Annotated in this window: 18 protein-coding genes; 8 read left to right on the forward strand and 10 right to left on the reverse strand. The window is 63.8% G+C overall.

Annotated features, from left to right (window positions below; all coding sequences use genetic code 11):
• From EN738_RS15065 to EN738_RS15085, 5 genes are all read right to left on the reverse strand, one after another.
• Positions 1-587 (reverse strand): aldehyde dehydrogenase family protein (locus EN738_RS15065; RefSeq protein ID WP_127284377.1); only part of this gene is annotated, 587 nt, incomplete at its 3' end.
• A 9-nt stretch (positions 588-596) separates the two neighbouring features.
• The gene (locus EN738_RS15070; RefSeq protein ID WP_127284378.1) at positions 597-1373 is read right to left on the reverse strand and encodes an enoyl-CoA hydratase/isomerase family protein; all 777 of its coding nucleotides are present in this window, start codon (positions 1371-1373) and stop codon (positions 597-599) included.
• Positions 1366-2967 (reverse strand): acyl CoA:acetate/3-ketoacid CoA transferase, encoded by a 1602-nt coding sequence (locus EN738_RS15075; RefSeq protein ID WP_127284379.1) that lies wholly within the window; start codon positions 2965-2967, stop codon positions 1366-1368. Before EN738_RS15075 ends, EN738_RS15070 begins: the two co-directional genes overlap by 8 nt.
• Positions 2964-3980, reverse strand: a complete 1017-nt coding sequence (locus EN738_RS15080; protein ID WP_127284380.1) for a Gfo/Idh/MocA family oxidoreductase — start codon at positions 3978-3980, stop codon at positions 2964-2966. The genes EN738_RS15075 and EN738_RS15080 overlap by 4 nt, the downstream gene beginning before the upstream one ends.
• Positions 3977-5026, reverse strand: a complete 1050-nt coding sequence (locus tag EN738_RS15085; RefSeq protein WP_127284381.1) for a LacI family DNA-binding transcriptional regulator — start codon at positions 5024-5026, stop codon at positions 3977-3979. The genes EN738_RS15080 and EN738_RS15085 overlap by 4 nt, the downstream gene beginning before the upstream one ends.
• Before the next feature lie 240 nt (positions 5027-5266).
• Between EN738_RS15085 and EN738_RS15090 the strand changes: the two genes are divergently transcribed.
• The 5 genes from EN738_RS15090 (at position 5267) to EN738_RS15110 (ending at position 10321) form a co-directional block, all read left to right on the forward strand.
• Positions 5267-6421: a dihydrodipicolinate synthase family protein gene (locus EN738_RS15090; protein WP_127284382.1), complete on the forward strand. Its 1155-nt coding sequence runs from the start codon at positions 5267-5269 to the stop codon at positions 6419-6421.
• Between the two features lie 99 nt (positions 6422-6520).
• Entirely contained in the window at positions 6521-7567 is a 1047-nt protein-coding gene (gmd, locus tag EN738_RS15095) for a GDP-mannose 4,6-dehydratase (protein ID WP_127284383.1), read from the forward strand.
• Between the two features lie 31 nt (positions 7568-7598).
• On the forward strand, positions 7599-8561 hold the full coding sequence (locus tag EN738_RS15100) for a GDP-L-fucose synthase (RefSeq protein WP_127284384.1): 963 nt from the start codon (positions 7599-7601) through the stop codon (positions 8559-8561).
• Entirely contained in the window at positions 8506-9984 is a 1479-nt protein-coding gene (locus tag EN738_RS15105; protein ID WP_245478316.1) for a hypothetical protein, read from the forward strand. The genes EN738_RS15100 and EN738_RS15105 overlap by 56 nt, the downstream gene beginning before the upstream one ends.
• 133 nt (positions 9985-10117) lie before the next feature.
• On the forward strand, positions 10118-10321 hold the full coding sequence (locus EN738_RS15110; RefSeq protein ID WP_127284385.1) for a hypothetical protein: 204 nt from the start codon (positions 10118-10120) through the stop codon (positions 10319-10321).
• Between the two features lie 660 nt (positions 10322-10981).
• On the opposite strand, the gene EN738_RS15115 is transcribed toward EN738_RS15110, so the two are convergent.
• From EN738_RS15115 to EN738_RS15125, 3 genes are all read right to left on the reverse strand, one after another.
• The gene (locus EN738_RS15115; protein WP_245493324.1) at positions 10982-12001 is read right to left on the reverse strand and encodes an Abi family protein; all 1020 of its coding nucleotides are present in this window, start codon (positions 11999-12001) and stop codon (positions 10982-10984) included.
• A gap of 123 nt (positions 12002-12124) precedes the next feature.
• Positions 12125-12337, reverse strand: coding sequence for a hypothetical protein (locus EN738_RS15120; RefSeq protein WP_127284386.1), 213 nt, complete (start codon positions 12335-12337; stop codon positions 12125-12127).
• A gap of 1 nt (position 12338) precedes the next feature.
• On the reverse strand, positions 12339-12611 hold the full coding sequence (locus EN738_RS15125; RefSeq protein ID WP_127284387.1) for a hypothetical protein: 273 nt from the start codon (positions 12609-12611) through the stop codon (positions 12339-12341).
• 363 nt (positions 12612-12974) lie between these two features.
• On the opposite strand from EN738_RS15125, the gene EN738_RS15130 reads away from it, so the two are divergent.
• The 3 genes from EN738_RS15130 to EN738_RS15140 all read left to right on the forward strand — a co-directional run bounded on the left by EN738_RS15130 (position 12975) and on the right by EN738_RS15140 (position 14098).
• On the forward strand, positions 12975-13283 hold the full coding sequence (locus tag EN738_RS15130) for a hypothetical protein (protein WP_127284388.1): 309 nt from the start codon (positions 12975-12977) through the stop codon (positions 13281-13283).
• A 230-nt stretch (positions 13284-13513) separates the two neighbouring features.
• Positions 13514-13807: a hypothetical protein gene (locus EN738_RS15135; RefSeq protein WP_127284389.1), complete on the forward strand. Its 294-nt coding sequence runs from the start codon at positions 13514-13516 to the stop codon at positions 13805-13807.
• Between the two features lie 45 nt (positions 13808-13852).
• The gene (locus EN738_RS15140) at positions 13853-14098 is read left to right on the forward strand and encodes a hypothetical protein (RefSeq protein WP_127284390.1); all 246 of its coding nucleotides are present in this window, start codon (positions 13853-13855) and stop codon (positions 14096-14098) included.
• Here EN738_RS15140 and EN738_RS15145 read toward each other — a convergent pair.
• Positions 14033-16222, reverse strand: a complete 2190-nt coding sequence (locus EN738_RS15145; RefSeq protein ID WP_127284391.1) for a hypothetical protein — start codon at positions 16220-16222, stop codon at positions 14033-14035. The genes EN738_RS15140 and EN738_RS15145 overlap by 66 nt on opposite strands.
• On the reverse strand, positions 16222-17040 hold an 819-nt coding region (locus EN738_RS15150; RefSeq protein WP_210214077.1), incomplete at its 5' end, for a hypothetical protein. The genes EN738_RS15145 and EN738_RS15150, both read right to left, overlap by 1 nt.

Consider the following 17040-nt stretch of genomic DNA (forward strand, 5'->3'; position numbering starts at 1 on the left):
GTCATCTCGCTCGGCTTGACCACCGCCGTGCAGCCGGCGGCGAGCGCGAAGGGCAGTTTCTGGCTGACGATCAGGAAGGGGAAATTCCACGGCGTGATGATCGAGACGACGCCGATCGGCTCGCGCAGCACGACGCCGAGCATCGCGTCGCCGAGATTGGCATAGCTCTCGCCATGCAGCGTGCGGGCGAGCGAGGCGGCATAGCGCCAGATGTCGACGGCGCCGCCGATCTCGCCGCGCGCCTGGGCGATCGGCTTGCCGGATTCCAGCGCGTCGAGCCTGGCAATCTCTTCCAGTCGGACCTCGATCAGGTCGGCCGCCTTGAGCAGGATGGCAGCGCGCTCGGAGGCCTTCATGCGTGGCCAGGGGCCGGCCTCGAAGGCCCTGTGCGCGGCGGCCACCGCGGCCTCGACTTCCGCCTCGCCGGCCTGCGCATAGAGCGAGACGGCGAAGCCATGACCGGGACTCTTGCGCTCCAGCGAGCGGCCGTCGCGGGCCTCGACATGCTTGCCGTCGATCAGCAGCTTGTAGGTCTTCGGCGCCGCGGACGCCTCGGCCGGCATGGTAATCTTGAGGGGTGCGTTCATCGGATTCCTCTAGGACCTCGAAAAGGCCGGCTTCTGCTTGGCCTTGAAGGCATCGACGCCGGCCTTGAGGTCGCCGGTCAGCGCGATGAAGCCGCTGGCCAGCGCTTCCGTGGCTGCAGCACTCTCCTCGCCTTCGGCGACCGCGATCATCAGCTTGGCGGCTTCGGTCGCCAGCGGCCCGCGCTCGGCGATTTTTTCTCCCCATGTCCTGGCCTCGGCGAGCGCCTTGCCGGTCTCGACGACGCGGTCGACAACGCCGAGCGCAAGCGCTTCGCTCGCCAGCAGGACTTCGCCTCCAATGGTCATGCGCCGCACCGCCTGCGCGCCGAAGCGGCGCACGGCGCGCTGCGTGCCAGACCAGCCGGGAACGACGCCGATCGAGGTTTCGGGAAAGCCGAGCTTCACCTGTGTCTCCGCGACGCGGAAATCGCAGGCCACCGCCAGCTCCAGGCCGCCGCCCAGGGCATGGCCGGACAGCACCGCGATGGTCGGCTGCCGGAGCCGTGCCAGCCGGTCGAAGACACGGTGGCCATAGCGGACCCATTGCACCTGGAAATCGGCGGCGCTCAATTGCGCCCAGGCCTCGACGTCGCCGCCGGCGCAAAAGCCCTTGCCTTCGCCACGGACGAGCACGACACGCACGCCTTCGGCCAGCTCCGCCTCGTCGAGCGCCGCTTCGAGCGCGCGCAGCATCGGAATGTCCAGCGCGTTGAACTTTTCCGGCCGGCGCAGCGTGACGATGCCGATGGCGCCGTCCTGTTCGAAGCTGACGAGACGATCAGCCATGCGCGCCTCCGAGCGAAGCGCCGCCATTCAGCGATAGGCCGATCGGCCGATCCTGGTAGAGCGACGCCGGCGTCACCTTGAGGTCATTGGCAATGCCGAGCGGAATGTCGGCCTGCGCCAACACATCGCGCTCGAGATCGATGCCGGGCGCCAGCTCGGTCACCATCAACCCGTCGGGCGTCAGCTTCATCACGCAGCGCTCGGTGACATAGGTGATGTCCTGCCCTTGCGCGACCGCGCGCTTGCCGGAGAAGGAGATGTGCTCGACCTCTTCGACGACCTTCTTGACCTTGCCTTCCTGGTCGATGCGGATGCAGCCGTCAGCCAGCGACAGCTTGGCGCCGGCGTTGAAGAAGCCGGAGAAGACGATCTTCTTCGCCCGCGAGGTGATGTCGACGAACCCGCCGGCGCCGGCGGTGACATGCGGCCGCGCCGAAAGCTTCGAGACATTGACCGAGCCATGGCGGTCGATCTGCAGGAAGGACAAGAGCGAGGCGTCGAAGCCGCCGGCCTGGAAGTAGATGAACTGGTGCGGCGAGGGCATGATCGCCTCGGCATTGGAGGCGCAGCCGAACTTGAAGTCGAGCAGCGGCACGCCGCCTACGGCGCCCTGCTCGATCACCCAGGTGACCTTGCCGTGCTGGCCTTCCTCCAGAAGGATGCGCGGCACGTTGGCGGAGATGCCGAAGCCGATGTTGACAGCCATGCCGTCGCGCAACTCCATGGCGACGCGGCGCGCGATCACCTTCTGGACGTTCATCTCCGCGTTGCGGAAGGTCGACAGCGGCCGGAAGATCTCGCCGGAGATCGCCGGATCGTAAGGGGTCAGCGTCGTCTGCAGCTGATCGGGCGCGACGACGATGTGGTCGACGAGCACCCCAGGCACACGGACGTCGTGCGGCTTCAGCGTGCCATTCTCGACGACGCGTTTGACCTGCGCGATGACGGCGCCGCCATTGTTGCGGGCGGCGAGAGCCTGCTCCAGCCCGCCGAGATAGGCGCCTTCGTGCTCATAGGTGAGGTTGCCGCGCTCGTCGGCGGTGGTGGCGCGGATGATCGAGACGTTGGGAACGATGGCGCGGAAATAGAGCCATTCCTCGCCGTCGAACTGCTGCACCGATACGATCGGCTCGCTGGCCGCCGCGTTCATGGCGCAGCCCTGGTGGCGGGGATCGGCGAAAGTGTCGAGACCAACCTTGGTCAGCACCCCCGGCCGCTTGGCGGCGGCCTCGCGGTGCATGTCGAACAGGATGCCGGACGGCACATTGTAGGCCGCGACCGAATTGTCGCCGATCATCTTCCAGATCTGCGGCGGCTCGGCGGAGGACGGCCCGGAAGGGTAGGAGCCGCAAAGCGTGCGCTTCAACAGGCCGGGTTTCGCCAGATGATCGATGCCCTTGATGCCGTACATGTCACCGGCGGCGATCGGGTGCAGCGTGGTGATGGCCTTCGGGTGGCCTTCAGCGTCGAAGCGCTCGCCGATCGCGGCAAGCACGGCGTCCGGGCAGCCGAGGCCGCTCGACGACGACACCGACACGACCATGCCGTCCTTGATCAGGCTGGCGGCTTGCGCCGCGGAAATGACCTTGCTCACGCCGCGCTCCCGAGTTTCGGATCGATGGTGACGGCCTTGCCCGATTTGGCCGATTGCAGCGCGGCTTCAGCCGCTGCCAGCGACCAGACACCGTCCTCGCCGGTGGCGGAAGGCCGGCCTTCGCCGCGGATCGCGGCATGGAACTGGCGCAGCGAGCGCGCGTAGAGGTCCTCGCGGTCGAAGCTCAGCTCTTCCTCGCCGGCGCCCGTGCGTAACAGCACCGAGCCGACCGGCTTCTGGGTCATGACATTGGTGGCGAACAGCGAACCTTCCGAGCCGTGCACCTCGAAGCCGGTGCCGGCGAATTTCGTCGTGAAGCCCTCATGCGACTGGGCGATGACGCCCGATTTGAAGCGCCAGATGCACATGGCGCCGTCCTCCAGCCCGCTGCCGGCCATGCCGGCGCTTTGCGTGAAGGCGGAAATCTCGACCGGATCGTCGCCGAGCACGAAGCGCAGCGTGTCGGCATCATGCACTGTGATGTCGAGCACCACGCCGCCGCCGGCCTCGGGCTTGCTGATGCGCCAGCCCTGGAGGCTCTCCGGCAGGTAGACGGAATGGAAGACGCGCGCCGCGACCGGCTTGCCGATCCTGCCGGCGGCGATCGCCTCGCGCATGGCGCGATGCGCGCCGGCATTGCGCAGATGATGGTTGGTGCCGAGCACGACACCGGCAGCGTTGGCGGCGGCGACCATCTTCCTGGCATCGGCGCTGGTCAGCGCCAGCGGCTTTTCGCACAGCACATGCTTGCCCGCCTCGATCGCGGCAAGCGCTTGTTCAAGATGCAACTCGTTGGTGGTCGAGATGTAGACGGCGTCGACGCCGGCGCTGAGCAGATCGGCGAGTGTCGAGACGCCGCGCGGAATGCCGTTCTCGCCGGCATAGGTGCTGGCGCGCTCGGGGCTGGAACTCATCACCGCAACGACCTCGCCATCGCCTTGCGCGCGGATGGCTTTGATCATGAACTGCCTGGCGATCGTGCTGGCGCCGATCAGTCCCCATCTGACGGTCATGCCGCGTCTCCCATTCCCGGACGGCGCGGGCGGTCCGGCCCGCAGCTTTCCCTGACCACCAGGTTGACCGCGCCGATGTGGTCCTCGGCGCGGGTGGTGCGCGACTGGATCATCTTCAGCATGGCATGGGCGGCGCGCTCGCCGAGGCCGGCCGCGTCGACCGCGACGCTGGTCAGCGCGGGCATGTAGTGTTCGGCCTCGGTCACGTCGTCGAAGCCGACGACGGCGAAATCCGCGCCGGGCTCCAGTCCGTGCTTGCGCAGCGCCAGCATGGCGCCGAAGGCGACCGCGTCGTTGAAGCAAAGCGCGGCCGTCGGCGGCTCGGCCATGGCGATGGCGGTATCCAGGCAGGCGATGCCGCCCTTGCGGCTGGTCTCACCTTCGAAGACCAGCGTGTCGGCGGCGGCAATGCCCAGCGTCGCGCAGGCCTCGCGGAAACCGCCGAGCCGCTCGTGATAGACGACGAGGTCGGAAGAACCGCCGAAGAAGGCCAGCCGGCGATGGCCCTTGCCGATCAGGTGGGCGGTGGCGAGAAAGGCGCCGCGATGATTGTCGGGCGCGATCACCGGGATGCGGCTCTCGGGCAGCCGGCGCATGGCGAAGACAACGGGAACGCCGGCTGTCTCGATGCGGCGGAAAGCGCCCGGCGTGGTGCCGCGCGCCGGCGACACGATTAGCCCGGCGACGCCCTGCTCCATCAGCGACTTCAGCACTTCTTCCTGGCGCACCGGGTTCTCGGCCGTGTTGGCGATGAAGGGCACGATGCCGGCCGACTGGAAGACGCGCTCCATGCCGACCGCCAGCTCGGTGAAGAAGGGATTGGTGAGGTCGTTGATGACCATGCCGATGACGTTGGAGTGAGCCTTGCGCAAATTGGCGGCGCCGCGGTTGTAAACGTAGCCGACATCCTCGATCGCCTTGCGCACCTTGACCGCCGTCTCGGGCCGGATCAGCCCGCTGCCCTGCAGCACGAGCGACACCGTCGACTTGGACACGCCCGCCTCGCGGGCGATGTCGAGTATCGTCGCCTTGGCCCGGCTGGCCATCCAGATCGTTCCTCCCAATTGGTCAAATTTATTGGAACGTTCTAATCACGGGATGCAGCGAGAGTCAATCCGGTTTTCTGGAAAACGGAAAAATCGACAATTCTCTTACATCAACGCCTTATTCGGTAAGGGATGCTGTGTTGCGTTGCAAGCATTCCGGCGAACCGAGGCGCCAAAATCATAAAGCTTCTTGATTTATTGGAACGTTCCATCTATAGGCGCTGCCAAAGGGAGAGTTTCATGGACATCACCTTGCCGGGCGAGGGTGGCCGTCGCGCCAGCTACCGGCTTCTCGGCCGGCCTGCGCAGCCGGTTGCCGGGGCGCGCTTTTCGCGCATCGCCTATGCCGCCGCCCATGTCGTCGCCGACCCGCTTGCGATGACCGACCCGTGGTCGCTGCCCGTCGTCGACTGGGACAGGACGATGGCGTTCCGCCATCACCTGTGGCGGCTCGGCTTCCGCATCGCCGAGGCGATGGACACCTCGCAGCGCGGCATGGGTTTCGACTGGGCAAGCGCGAAGGAATTGATCCGCCGCTCGATCGCAGAGGCGCGGACCGCCGAAGGGGCCGATCTCGCTTCCGGGGCGGGCACCGATCATCTGGCGCGTTCCGCGGCGAGCACGCTCGACGATGTGATTGCCGCCTATGAGGAGCAGTTCGGCTTCATCGAGGGGCAGGGCGGCAAGGCGATCATGATGGCGAGCCGCGCGCTGGCGGTGGTCGCCAAAGGTCCGGACGACTATGCCCGCGTCTACGACCGGATTCTGGCGCAGGCGTCCGGCAAGGTGATCCTGCACTGGCTGGGCGACATGTTCGACCCGGCCCTGAAGGGATACTGGGGCAGTGGTGATTTCGAGACGGCGCTCGATACGGTCGTGGCCATCATCGAGCGGCATGCCGGCAAGGTCGAGGGCATAAAGATATCGCTGCTCGATGCCGGCAAGGAGGTGGCGCTGCGGGACCGGTTGCCGGACGGCGTCGTCATGTTCACCGGCGACGACTTCAACTACCCAGAGCTGATCGCCGGCGACGGCAGCAAGCACTCGCATGCCTTGCTTGGGATTTTCGACGCCATCGCGCCGGTCGCCAACGCGGCGCTGGCCAGGCTCGCCGATGGCGACCGCGCCGGCTATGACGCGCTGATGGCGCCGACGGTGCCGCTGTCGCGCAAGATCTTCGAGGCGCCGACCGAGTACTATAAGGCCGGCATCGTCTTCATGGCCTGGCTCAACGGCCACCAGGAGCATTTCGCGATGGTCGGCGGCATGCAGTCGGCGCGCGGCATCCTGCATTATGCCGATGTATTCCGGCTGGCCGACCAGGCGGGATTGCTGGCCGACCCCGAGCTTGCGGTGGCCAGAATGAAGAGCCTCTGCGACGTCGCGGGTATTTGACCGCGACGCCCGATCGGTTGCGATCGAAGACCACAAATTTGCCTTGGCCGGACAAATCTGTTTTCCCTATGCGTCCCGAGGGGCGGGCGAAGACGGACAATGACGGGCAAAGTGGCGCTCATCACCGGCGTGACCGGGCAGGACGGAGCCTATCTGGCGCAATTGCTGCTTGAGAAGGGTTACGTCGTCCACGGCGTCAAACGCCGCTCGTCCTCGTTCAACACCGGGCGCATCGACGACATCTATGTCGATCCGCATGAGCGCGACGCGCGCCTCTTCCTGCACTATGGCGATCTGACCGACGCGGCCAACCTGATCCGCCTCGTGCAGGAGACGCGGCCCAACGAAATCTACAATCTTGGCGCCCAAAGCCACGTCCAGGTGAGTTTCGAGGAACCGGAATACACTGGCAACGCCAATGCGCTGGGGACGCTCAGGCTGCTGGAGGCGATCCGTATCCTCGGCCTTGAAAAGTCGGTGCGCTTCTATCAGGCCTCGACCTCCGAGCTCTACGGCAAGGCCTCGGAAGCGCCGCAGAACGAGACCACGCCCTTCCGTCCGCGCTCGCCCTATGCGGCGTCCAAGCTCTACGCCTACTGGACGACGGTCAACTATCGCGAGGCCTATGGCCTGTTCGCCGCCAACGGCATCCTGTTCAACCATGAGAGTCCGCGCCGTGGCGAGACCTTCGTCACCCGCAAGATCACGCGCGCCGTGGCCGCGATCCATCACCGGCGGCAGGATACGCTCTATCTCGGCAATATCGACGCCAGGCGCGACTGGGGCCACGCGCGCGACTATGTCGAAGGCATGTGGCGCATCCTGCAGCATGACGAGGCCGACGACTTCGTGCTGGCGACCGGCGAGATGCATTCGGTGCGCGAATTCGTCGAGCTGGCTTTCGCCGAGACGGGACGCACCATCCAATGGCAGGGCCAGGGCGCCGACGAGGTCGGCATCGACGCCGCCTCAGGTGAGATTGTGGTGCGCATCGACCCGCGCTATTTCCGGCCGACCGAGGTCGACCACCTGGTCGGCGACGCGTCCAAGGCCAGGGAGAAGCTGGGCTGGTCGCACAGGACCGGGTTCAGGGAGCTGGTGGCGGAAATGGTGCAGGCCGATCTCAAGCGTTCGGCCGTGCCGTAGCGGCCGGTGAACGCGGTTCGGGGGCAAGTTCATGATTTTCGATCTCAGGGGAAAACGGGTGTTCGTCGCCGGGCATCGCGGCATGGTCGGCTCGGCGATCGTGCGCCGGCTGGCGGGCGAGGACTGCGAGATCCTGACGGTCGCGCGCAGCGAACTCGATCTGCTCGACCAGGCCGGCGTGCGGCGCTGGATGGCCGAGCACAAGCCGGACGCGGTGGTCATGGCGGCCGCCAAGGTCGGCGGCATCCTGGCCAACGACACGCTTCCGGTCGACTTCCTGCACGAGAACCTTGTCGTGCAGACCAATGTCATGGAGAGCGCGTTTCGCAGCGAGGTGCAAAAGCTGCTGTTCCTGGGCTCGTCCTGCATCTATCCAAAACACGCGCCGCAGCCGATCCCGGAAGACGCGCTGCTGACCGGGCCGCTCGAGCCCACCAATGAATGGTATGCGGTCGCCAAGATCGCCGGGCTGAAACTTTGCCAGGCCTACCGGCGGCAATATGGCGTCGACTACATCTCGGCGATGCCGACCAACCTCTATGGTCCGGGCGACAATTTCGACCTGACCAGCAGCCATGTCGTGCCGGCCCTGATGCGCAAGGCCCATGAGGTCAAGCGCGCCGGCGAGCGGACCCTTCAGGTCTGGGGATCGGGCAGGCCGATGCGCGAGTTCCTGCATGTCGACGATGCCGCTGACGCGCTGGTCTGGCTGTTGAATAACTATTCCGGCGATGGCCACGTCAATGTCGGCTCGGGAGAAGACATCAGCATTGGGGAGCTTGCCCGCACGATCCTGTCCGTGGTCGGCGAAGAAGCCACGGTCACCTTCGACGCGACCAAGCCGGACGGCACGCCGCGCAAGCTGATGGACGTGTCGCGCCTGTTTGCCACGGGCTGGCATCCGCGCTACTCGCTGCGCGATGGATTGGAACAGACCTATGCGTGGTTTCTCCGGCATGTCGAGAAAGGCGACGTCCGCCTCGGCGCGGGCTGAACCGCAAGCGCCGCTGATTGTGGCGACGCGAAGGGACGGGCTGGGCAGCCGCCTTCTGGCAATGGCCAATGCAAAGTCGGTCGCGGACGCGTTCGGCTACCGCTTCGGCTTCACCTGGAACCGGACGGCCGTTGCGGACAAGACCTTCCACGTCGTCGATGTCGTAGACAGGATCTTCTCCGCCGAATTCATCGAACGGCATTGGCTGGGGGCACGGATCAGAGAATCCGATTTCGACGTTCTCGATGGGGCCACCCTCAAGCGGCTCAGTCTTGAAGCTGGCAAGCGACAAGGAGATCCGAGCGGTTGGATCTGCGACGACTTTCGCGTCCTGGATCCTTTTCGCGGTGGCGAAGCCGGGCTCTTCGACGCATCCCGGGCGCTGCGCAGCTTCGGCTTCTCGGACAGCGTGCGGCAGGCGACCGACGCAGCCGCCCGCAATCGATTTCCACGCCCCATGGCCGCGCTGCATTTGCGCAGCGGCGACATTGTCCGTGGCAAATACCGGACGCGGCTGGTCTTCGGTCGCAAGGTCATCCCCGCGACGCTGGCCAAGGCGATCGTGAGGGAGTTGTCCTCGATGGGCCTGGCGACGCTGCTGATCGGAGAGGACCGCGCCACGCTCGACTATCTGAAGGCTGAAACCGGGGCGTCGCTGGCGGAGGACTTCGGAGCCGGCGCGTTCGAGGACCGGACGCAGCGGGCATTCTTCGAAATGGCGTTGATGGCGCAATGCCAGCGGATCCATGCAGGCAGCAGCATCTTTGCCTCGATTGCGTCGCTGATGGGCGGCATTCCCATGATCGGAACGAACACCCTGTTCGACAAATCCCGAGCCGCGGAAATCATCCTGGACGAATTGAAGGATCGCCAGGCAGACTATCATCCGCTCGAGGCTGCCTTCGGCTATCAAGCGGCCTTTCTCAACCTGGAAGACCGGATCGGTCCGGCGCAGGCGCGTGACATCCTCGAGAGGGCTCACGGGCTGGATCCGCAAAACGACGTCTATGCCCTGAAAATGGCCTCGGCCTATTTTCGCGAGCACGACTATCCGTCGGGCGAGGCTGTCTTGCGGTCGCGGATGGCAGCGCAATTCCAGGCCCGCCCGCAAATCCCATTGCCGATGATGAAAGTCCTCGGGGACGAGGCTTCGGGCGGCTTTGTCCTGATGAGGGACTTCGAATTCTTCCTCGCGGCGGCCAGGGCTGGCTATCCCTGTGCTGCGGCGTGCTCGGCCTGGATCCGCCAGCAGGTGTCGGCCGAGAGGAAGGCGGCGCTGGCGATGGCGCGGCAGGCGGTGACCGCGGAGCCGGCAAATCGCATGTTCAGGAAGATCGAACGGCGAATAAGGCAGGGTCGAAAACCGAAAGCGGGGCGGCTGGCGAAGTTAAGGTGGCGGCTCGCCGGACTGGCGCGGTTCTAACGCTCCGCGCCGAACCAGGAGGCGCGATCGCCCGGGGCATCGTTCGCCGATTTTTTCCGATTCGTTTGAACCAATCCATCGAGGGGCGCGACCCAGCGCCGCGTAACAAACGCGGTCATCAAGGAGAACGCCCATGTTTACTGTTTCAAGAAACGTCTTGCTTGCCGTCGTCGCCGCTTCGGTGGTCGCGGGCTGCAAGACGACCACCCCCTGGGATTGCGACAACCTCAAGCCGAACGTCACCTATCACGGCAAATGCTGCGGCATTGGCGATGCGCCCTGCCGCGAAGGCAAGAACGGCAACCACGACCACAGGCACGATCCCCGGCCGCAGTGAAGGCAGGGGATCAAGGCCGCAGGGAGTTGGTCGGGTCGTACTCCACCTTTTAGTTGCATCCTTCGTTCAATTGGTTGTGTTCCAGTCATATTGGCTGGCACGTATATGTTTGATAGCCGGCGCCCGCCCTTCGATGACCACGCCGGTCAGGCTCGGCATCTGCTGGCCTCCCCGCCACAGATGCCGGGCCGCTCCTTCCTCTGCGGGTGCTTCCGGTGCTTCGGTCCTCTTACAAGTCCTCGGCGGGGCGATTTGCCCAACAGGAGGTCGCAGTGGGTTAGCTGCAATCATCCAAAGCAGCTATCGCCGCGCCAGTCAGGGTCTTCGGCTGCTGCGTCGAGCATGCTAAAAATCGACATCTCGGAAGCGGGCGCACGCTTGGCATGTCCGCCAAGACGGTCGACAAGCCGCACGGGTCATCAGCACGATTTGTAAAAGGAGGCGGCCGAGAACGAGCGGTTTTTTGCGTGCCCCACGACGCGGGCAGGTCGCCAAGTTATTGAAAGGATGGTGGGCGTGACAAGGATTGAACTTGTGACCCCTGCAATGTCAATGCAGTGCGTTCTCTGATTTCATTGCGGAATCGAGCGCAAAAGAACGTGAACAGAGCAAAAACATTCGAACATATCTGTGCCGTTTCTGTGCCAGGACGGGCATTCTCTAAATCCGCCAAGCTGGGAGGTCTTTCCAATCGGCGGGGAAGCCCATTGCAACAGGGTCCGCGAGAGGGCAGGATTCCATCAGATGGATAATCTCTTGGCGCCAATGCGAGCCTGGCGCGACGATGTTCATCAGATGGCCCAGCACCGCCAAGGTGTTGTAGATTCGGCCCAGAACCGCCGGATTCATTGCCGCTTTCAAACTCATAGGATATTTCGGCACGGTCATCTTCACAGTGATCTGCTTGTTCCAAAGCCGACCGTGATGGGCGCAGATGTTCCGAACGTAGGTAAGGTGGTGGGCCAAGGAGAGCAGAATCATTTCATCGAGCCCAAAGGGCTTGGCAATAGCTTGACGATCAGGGCGATGCGCCAGATTGCTTAGCCACATTGAAAGCTGGCCGAGCGACATGACTTCCGCTGTCATCCAGATAGGCGGATGCTCGGGGTCGTCGTATTTGCTCTTATAGTGTTGGATAAACGTATCCTTCGAGCGTTTGATATCATCGATTAACTGGGTAAAGGCTTGGGCGAATCGATCAGTCCGGCGGTAAAGCGCCGGGTCAAGATACCCGTGCGGCCCATATTTCATCGCTAGGTGATGCGCCCAACTGCCGCGCAACGAGACTTCGATCCGCTCTACTGCATCCATCACCAGAAGCCGAAGTTTGCGATCAAACACGTAGAGAGCAAGCACGTCGTCAAAAGAGGTGCCCGCTTTGAATTTGTGATCGTCAGGCGTAGGTGCGGCTTCTTCGAATGGAAGCCAGTATGCCCGAAGGCGATAGTAGCTAATGTGCTGAAGGCAGTGGCTGGCGACCCCAAGGTTTGGGACTGTCATGCCCCGCTCGGCGATCCGGGCAATTTGGTGCGCTATGGAAAGCGATGGCTTTGCAAACTTCATGCCGCCATATAGCCAGATTCCTAGCGGCAAAAAAAGAAAAACCCGCCGGGTGCGCAGTGCAAAACCGAAGCTTTGCCCGAGGCGTGGCGGGTGTTGTTGAGGCGAGATATGGCCCATTCGCCTTAACAAGGCAATAACCGAAATGGTTACGATTGGTTAAATCTGGCCTAAATTGGTGGCAACCCTTTGATCCAGAATCGGAATTTTTTTGTAGGAAATTTCCTTCACGACAGGTGAGTCTCACTCGCCGCCTAGGTAATCCGTCACCACTCCAAAATCGTGGCGCCCCGTGCGTCCGCTCCGGTGCCAGAGAATTCGCCATAGGCCAGTTTCCTCGATCCGCCTGAGTTCAACCACCAGCCCTTCGCTATCGTCCTGAAACGTCCGCTTCAGGAGAGCATTCACCTCCTCCACGCCGTTTTGCCGATAAGCATCGACATATCGGTCCGCCATCTTACCTCTCCTTGCTGCGCTGCTCTGGCGTCAGCGCGTGATTGGTGAATTGCAGGTTGCGATCGTCGCGGCCGGCGGCCCGACACTCTTGGCAAAAGATGACCTTCACCAAGTCCCAATGCAAGGAGGGCTGATCCGGCCCCAGCCGCTGAACCATCTCGCCGACATCAAGCACTGCCTTCCGCTTGCAGGTCAGGCAGTCGACTGAAAGGCCTGTGCCGGCCTCTAGCTTCTTGCCTAGCGTGTCTTCAACAAAGGGGAATTTCATTGTCATGGCGATCTCCGAAAATGAGGTCGCCGCACCGGAGAGGATTATATTCCTCATGACGGATGGATTGCCAATAGCGATTTTGGAACACCCACAGCCCGGCTCGCTTATCTAGGTGACACAGGATTTCGCGAGCCGGGCCGTGTCCCAAGAAACCCGTAGGGTTCCGGGGCAGGCGCACTCTGCAACTGTCATATGGCCTAAGCAAGGAAAAGCCCGTCGCCGGAGAGAAAACGACGGGCTCTCGACCCAGAAGCGGACATGACCGCTGCTATCTACAACCAGCAATCGCGACCGTCCGTTCCATCTCCGTTCGTAAATATTAGCAACTGCTTGACTAAGCCCCCGGCCGCCCCAGAGTCATGAGACATGGGCAAGGGCATCAAGGTCGGCGACGTTGTTGCGATCACCGCGACAGTGCGCCGGCGCGTGACTGAGGATCGGGTCAGCGTCTCGATCCCGTCATACGGGTTTCCGCACTCGATCGTTGACCCCGCGACCAAGGTCAAGCGCGGCCAGCAAATCGAACTGACCGGCGAAGTCACCAGGGTCGATGAAGACAGCGTGACCATCGGCGGCCGAGACCTGGGGATCACAGTGAGCCTCGATGCCGTAAGGCTGGTGACCAGTTACGTTCCGCCGAAGCGGAAGACGCCGCTGGTGGACAAGGCGACATGAGCCATCGGGGAAAGCCATCGAGGGACGGATCCTGTGGAAAGTAACCGCTTGTTCACCATAAGCGGGCAACGTGATTGAAGGCGTTCCAATCGCGCCTAACCTGACTGTGCGCCGAAAAGGCGCGCCCCCGCCCAAAAGCTGGCGGTCGACGCTTTCACGTGCCCCAACATCCAACAGTATGCGTCGGCCGCTGGCTCTTCTGGCAGGGAGCGAAACAGGGGGAAACCGCTATGCAAACATGCCGCAGTTTCGTCGTCGTGCCGCCGTTCGGCGCCAAGTTCGACAAGCTGTCATTCCAGATGCAAATGGAGGAAGAGCTGAACGGCGAGTTCAGCGGCTTCCGGTTTATTGTTACGACCGACGGGCCGCAACGATTCGAGGACTTCATGCTGATCCCCATGTTGGGCAAGGCGGGGGACAACGTGACCGAGGGGCTGGCGGCTTATCCTGATCTTGAGACCGTCGAGACGATTGCCTCTTTCCTGCATCGCTACCTGGGCGAGGCGCCGGCAAGGCTGAATTAGAGGTCGCCCTTTTCCCCAAGCTGGTTTCGCATTATCTTCCGCGCCATGTCGCGCACCACGGTCCTTCAGCTAATCGCAGCGGTGATCACCATCGCCGTCCTGGCCGTGCTTCACCAGGGCCTGAAGTGGTTCCTGGACCGCATGTCGCTCGATTATATGCTTGGCGTCATTTCCGGCGCGGTCGTCGTGTTCCTAGTCTGGTTTCTGGCCGAACGCCAAGACCGGTTACGGCCGGGTAGCGGCATTCCCTCCGCCGAGCAACAGAGCACGCGCCACACGATCGATCTGTGACTGCTGAAGCCGTGAGCCCTGGCCGGCGCGCATAAGCGCATCGAGCACGGCGCTCTGCTGCGGACCGCCTGTCAGGCTTCGCGCCATATCCGATATGGCTTTCTCATTGCCACCGCTGCTCAAGGCGTCGATCACACGTTCAACCGCGCGGGTTCCTGCAGCTCGGGCTGCGCCACGCGCGCCGCCGGCAATGAACCCTTCGCGCACGCCGAAGCCGCCACCGCTGCTGCCGCCGTCGATCGCATCCCTGGCAGCGATGCGCGCCGCCGTCTCGGAGTTGCGCGTGACGATGTTCGATGTGTCGTTGAACAGCCGTTCCCGGTCGAGAAGATCGATGATGGCTTTCGCCTTGTCGGCGCCGAACATCGACGAGAGGCGCGCCCGGTTCCAGTCGCCTTCGCCCTTGATGATCTGCTGCAGCGCGACGCGGTCGTTCGCCTTGGTGCCAACGATGCGCTCAATCTCGGCGCGCGCGCCTTCACGAAGGCGGAGCGGTACGGCCGAGGGTCCGACCTGCAATCCCTGTGGCAGCGCGCCCTGCCTGATTTCGTCGGCAAGCTCGTCGGGGCGAGGCGCTTCTCGGCCGCTGGATAGCACCGTCTGGCCGCGCTGAACGGCTTCCTTCTGCCTGGCAAGCTCGGCGTATTTCGCATCGACTTCCTTGATGCCGGGAACGGAAGCCGCCAATTCGTCGTCGACCGCCTGCCTAGCAGTCGTCAGGGCATTCACGTGGTTGGTGCCTTGAGCAGTTTGCAGCAGATCGTCGATCGCGTGACGAGTGTTCAGCAGCGTCTCGGCATCAGTCACCAGACCGCCAGGAGCCGGCTGGCCAGTCGCGCGAGCCTGTTCGATCTCTTGAGGCGTCGGAACATAGTCGAGCATCGAGCGAACGCGCTGGATGCCCTTCTGCGCGTCGCCACGCAGGGTCTGCGCCTCGGCGTCAAGGTAGCGCGCGATCGGCGCGGTATCTACCGGGGCGGCCTCCCGAAGGGCTTCCCGGTATTCCGGCGCCAGATACTGCTGGTTTCGGTTCGCTCGATCGACGATCCGCGATGGTGTTGGGGCTTCGCCAAGCGTCTCATCGATGCTTGACCGGATGCGCCAGTTGGCATCCGCGTCCCGTGCGCCGATCGCATTGCGCACGATCGCCTTGCCCTCGCCAGGCGTAGCCGCGATGGCGCCGGCAGTGTGACGAAGGTTCGGACCGAGATCCATCAACATGCCGTTCTCTCCGAGCTGCGACAGCGCGCCTGGTTCCACGGCATCTTGCCGGACCGCGTCGGCCAGAACCTTGGTCGCGCTCTTGTCCAGCCCGAGCGCCCTGGCGATAGAGCTGAGCTGAACTTTGTCGGCGACCGCTTTGACGCCTTTGCCGACCAGCGGTGCAATATACGGTGCGGCCAAGCCAATGCCGCCTCCGAGAATGCCTCCCTCTATGGTCTGCTTGACGTCGCCACCAGACCGCACAGCGCTGTCTGCACCGTTGATCACAGCACCTGACAGAGCGCCCATGCCATACTTGCCGAGGTTCGTCGTTGCACCGATTCCGAATGCCTCCGGTGCCGCAGCCATTGCCGGAATTGTGCCGGCGACCGCTCCCGTAACCTGTGCCGCCGTGTGGAGCTTCGGGTTCATCGACTTTTCGGCTTCGGTGCCCGCCTGGATGCGCCTTAGAACCTGGTCATATGTCTCGTCCGACATGCCTGCGATTGTCGCAGCAGCAGCGCGGTCGACGCCGCCCCGGATCATCGGGCCAAGGATCGGGATACCTTCAAGGATGCCGCCCGACGCGGTGCGGATTTTGCTGATCGCATCATTGCCCTCGATCTTGCCGGTAAGCGGGTTGTAGCCGGGTTCCGCCGCAAAACCGGGAATGCCGGCCGGCTGCTGGGTATCGGGATCAAAACCTACAGCTGCGCGCCGTTCCTCCGGCGACAGGCTCATGTTGGCCCGGCCTTTTGCGATACCAGCCTTCGCGGCATCTGAGAGTTCGCCGGCTGCTGGCCCGCTCGCTGGTAGAGACTTCGCAATCTCTTCGACCGCCGCGTTCTGCTGTTCCGGCGTCATCGACAGAAATGCGTCGTCGACCTGTACCTTGCGGCCTTGGATGTTGAGCGTAGGCATCAGGGTTCAATGCTCCACTTCAAGCCGTTGCTGGTCGTGCCGCCGTCGGTGCCAGCATTGCCGGCCGGCGCGGCGGAACCGCCTCCGCTCTTGATCGCGTCGACCATCTGCCGGATGCGCGCCAGCTTATCGTCGAGGGATGCTTTCGCCTCGCCTGGCTTCGGCGTCAGGACGGCCGCCTGGTTCTCGACTTCGGCGGGTGCTGCCGTCGCTCCGGACACGCTGTAGAGGTAGGACGCGATGATGGTTCGCAGCGAGTTCGAGGCGCGCTGATACTCCGGCGATTTCAGGTACTCGGCGCCGAAGTCGGAACCGCGCGGGATAGCCGACAGGGCCTGATCCGAGGGATTGGACAGGGCCGAGAAGTTCTTTTCGACAATCTGCAGCTCGGGCGCGACCACCGAATAAAGCTTGTTGTCGCGCTGCTGCTGCTCGTTCAGCGGCTTCGACTTCGGCGCGGTCAGGGGCAGGATGCCAGCATTGTCGGCGCGCGGACTAGCCGGCGCCGGGGTCGGCTGCGGTTGAGCGGCCGGCGCGGGCGCTACGTTCGGCGCAGGAGCGCCCGCCGGGGCCAGCGCTGGCGCGTTTGCTGGGGCCGGCTGCTCGGTCTTGGACGGCGTCACGGGCATGGCAGGGCCGCCAGCGGAAGCCTGGCCAAACACGCCCTGCGGCGTCAGGAACAGCAATTCGCCATTCGGGCCGCTGATCGTCTTGCCAGCGGCGAGCTGCTGCGCCTGCTCGACCGTGAGGCCGCCACCATCCATCAGGCCGTTGAGCGCCTGAGCCTCGACAGAGTTGCCCGTGAACCTGAACTGGCC

Origin of the sequence: Mesorhizobium sp. M4B.F.Ca.ET.017.02.2.1 (genome assembly GCF_003998955.1) — a bacterium.
Taxonomy (GTDB): domain Bacteria; phylum Pseudomonadota; class Alphaproteobacteria; order Rhizobiales; family Rhizobiaceae; genus Mesorhizobium; species Mesorhizobium abyssinicae.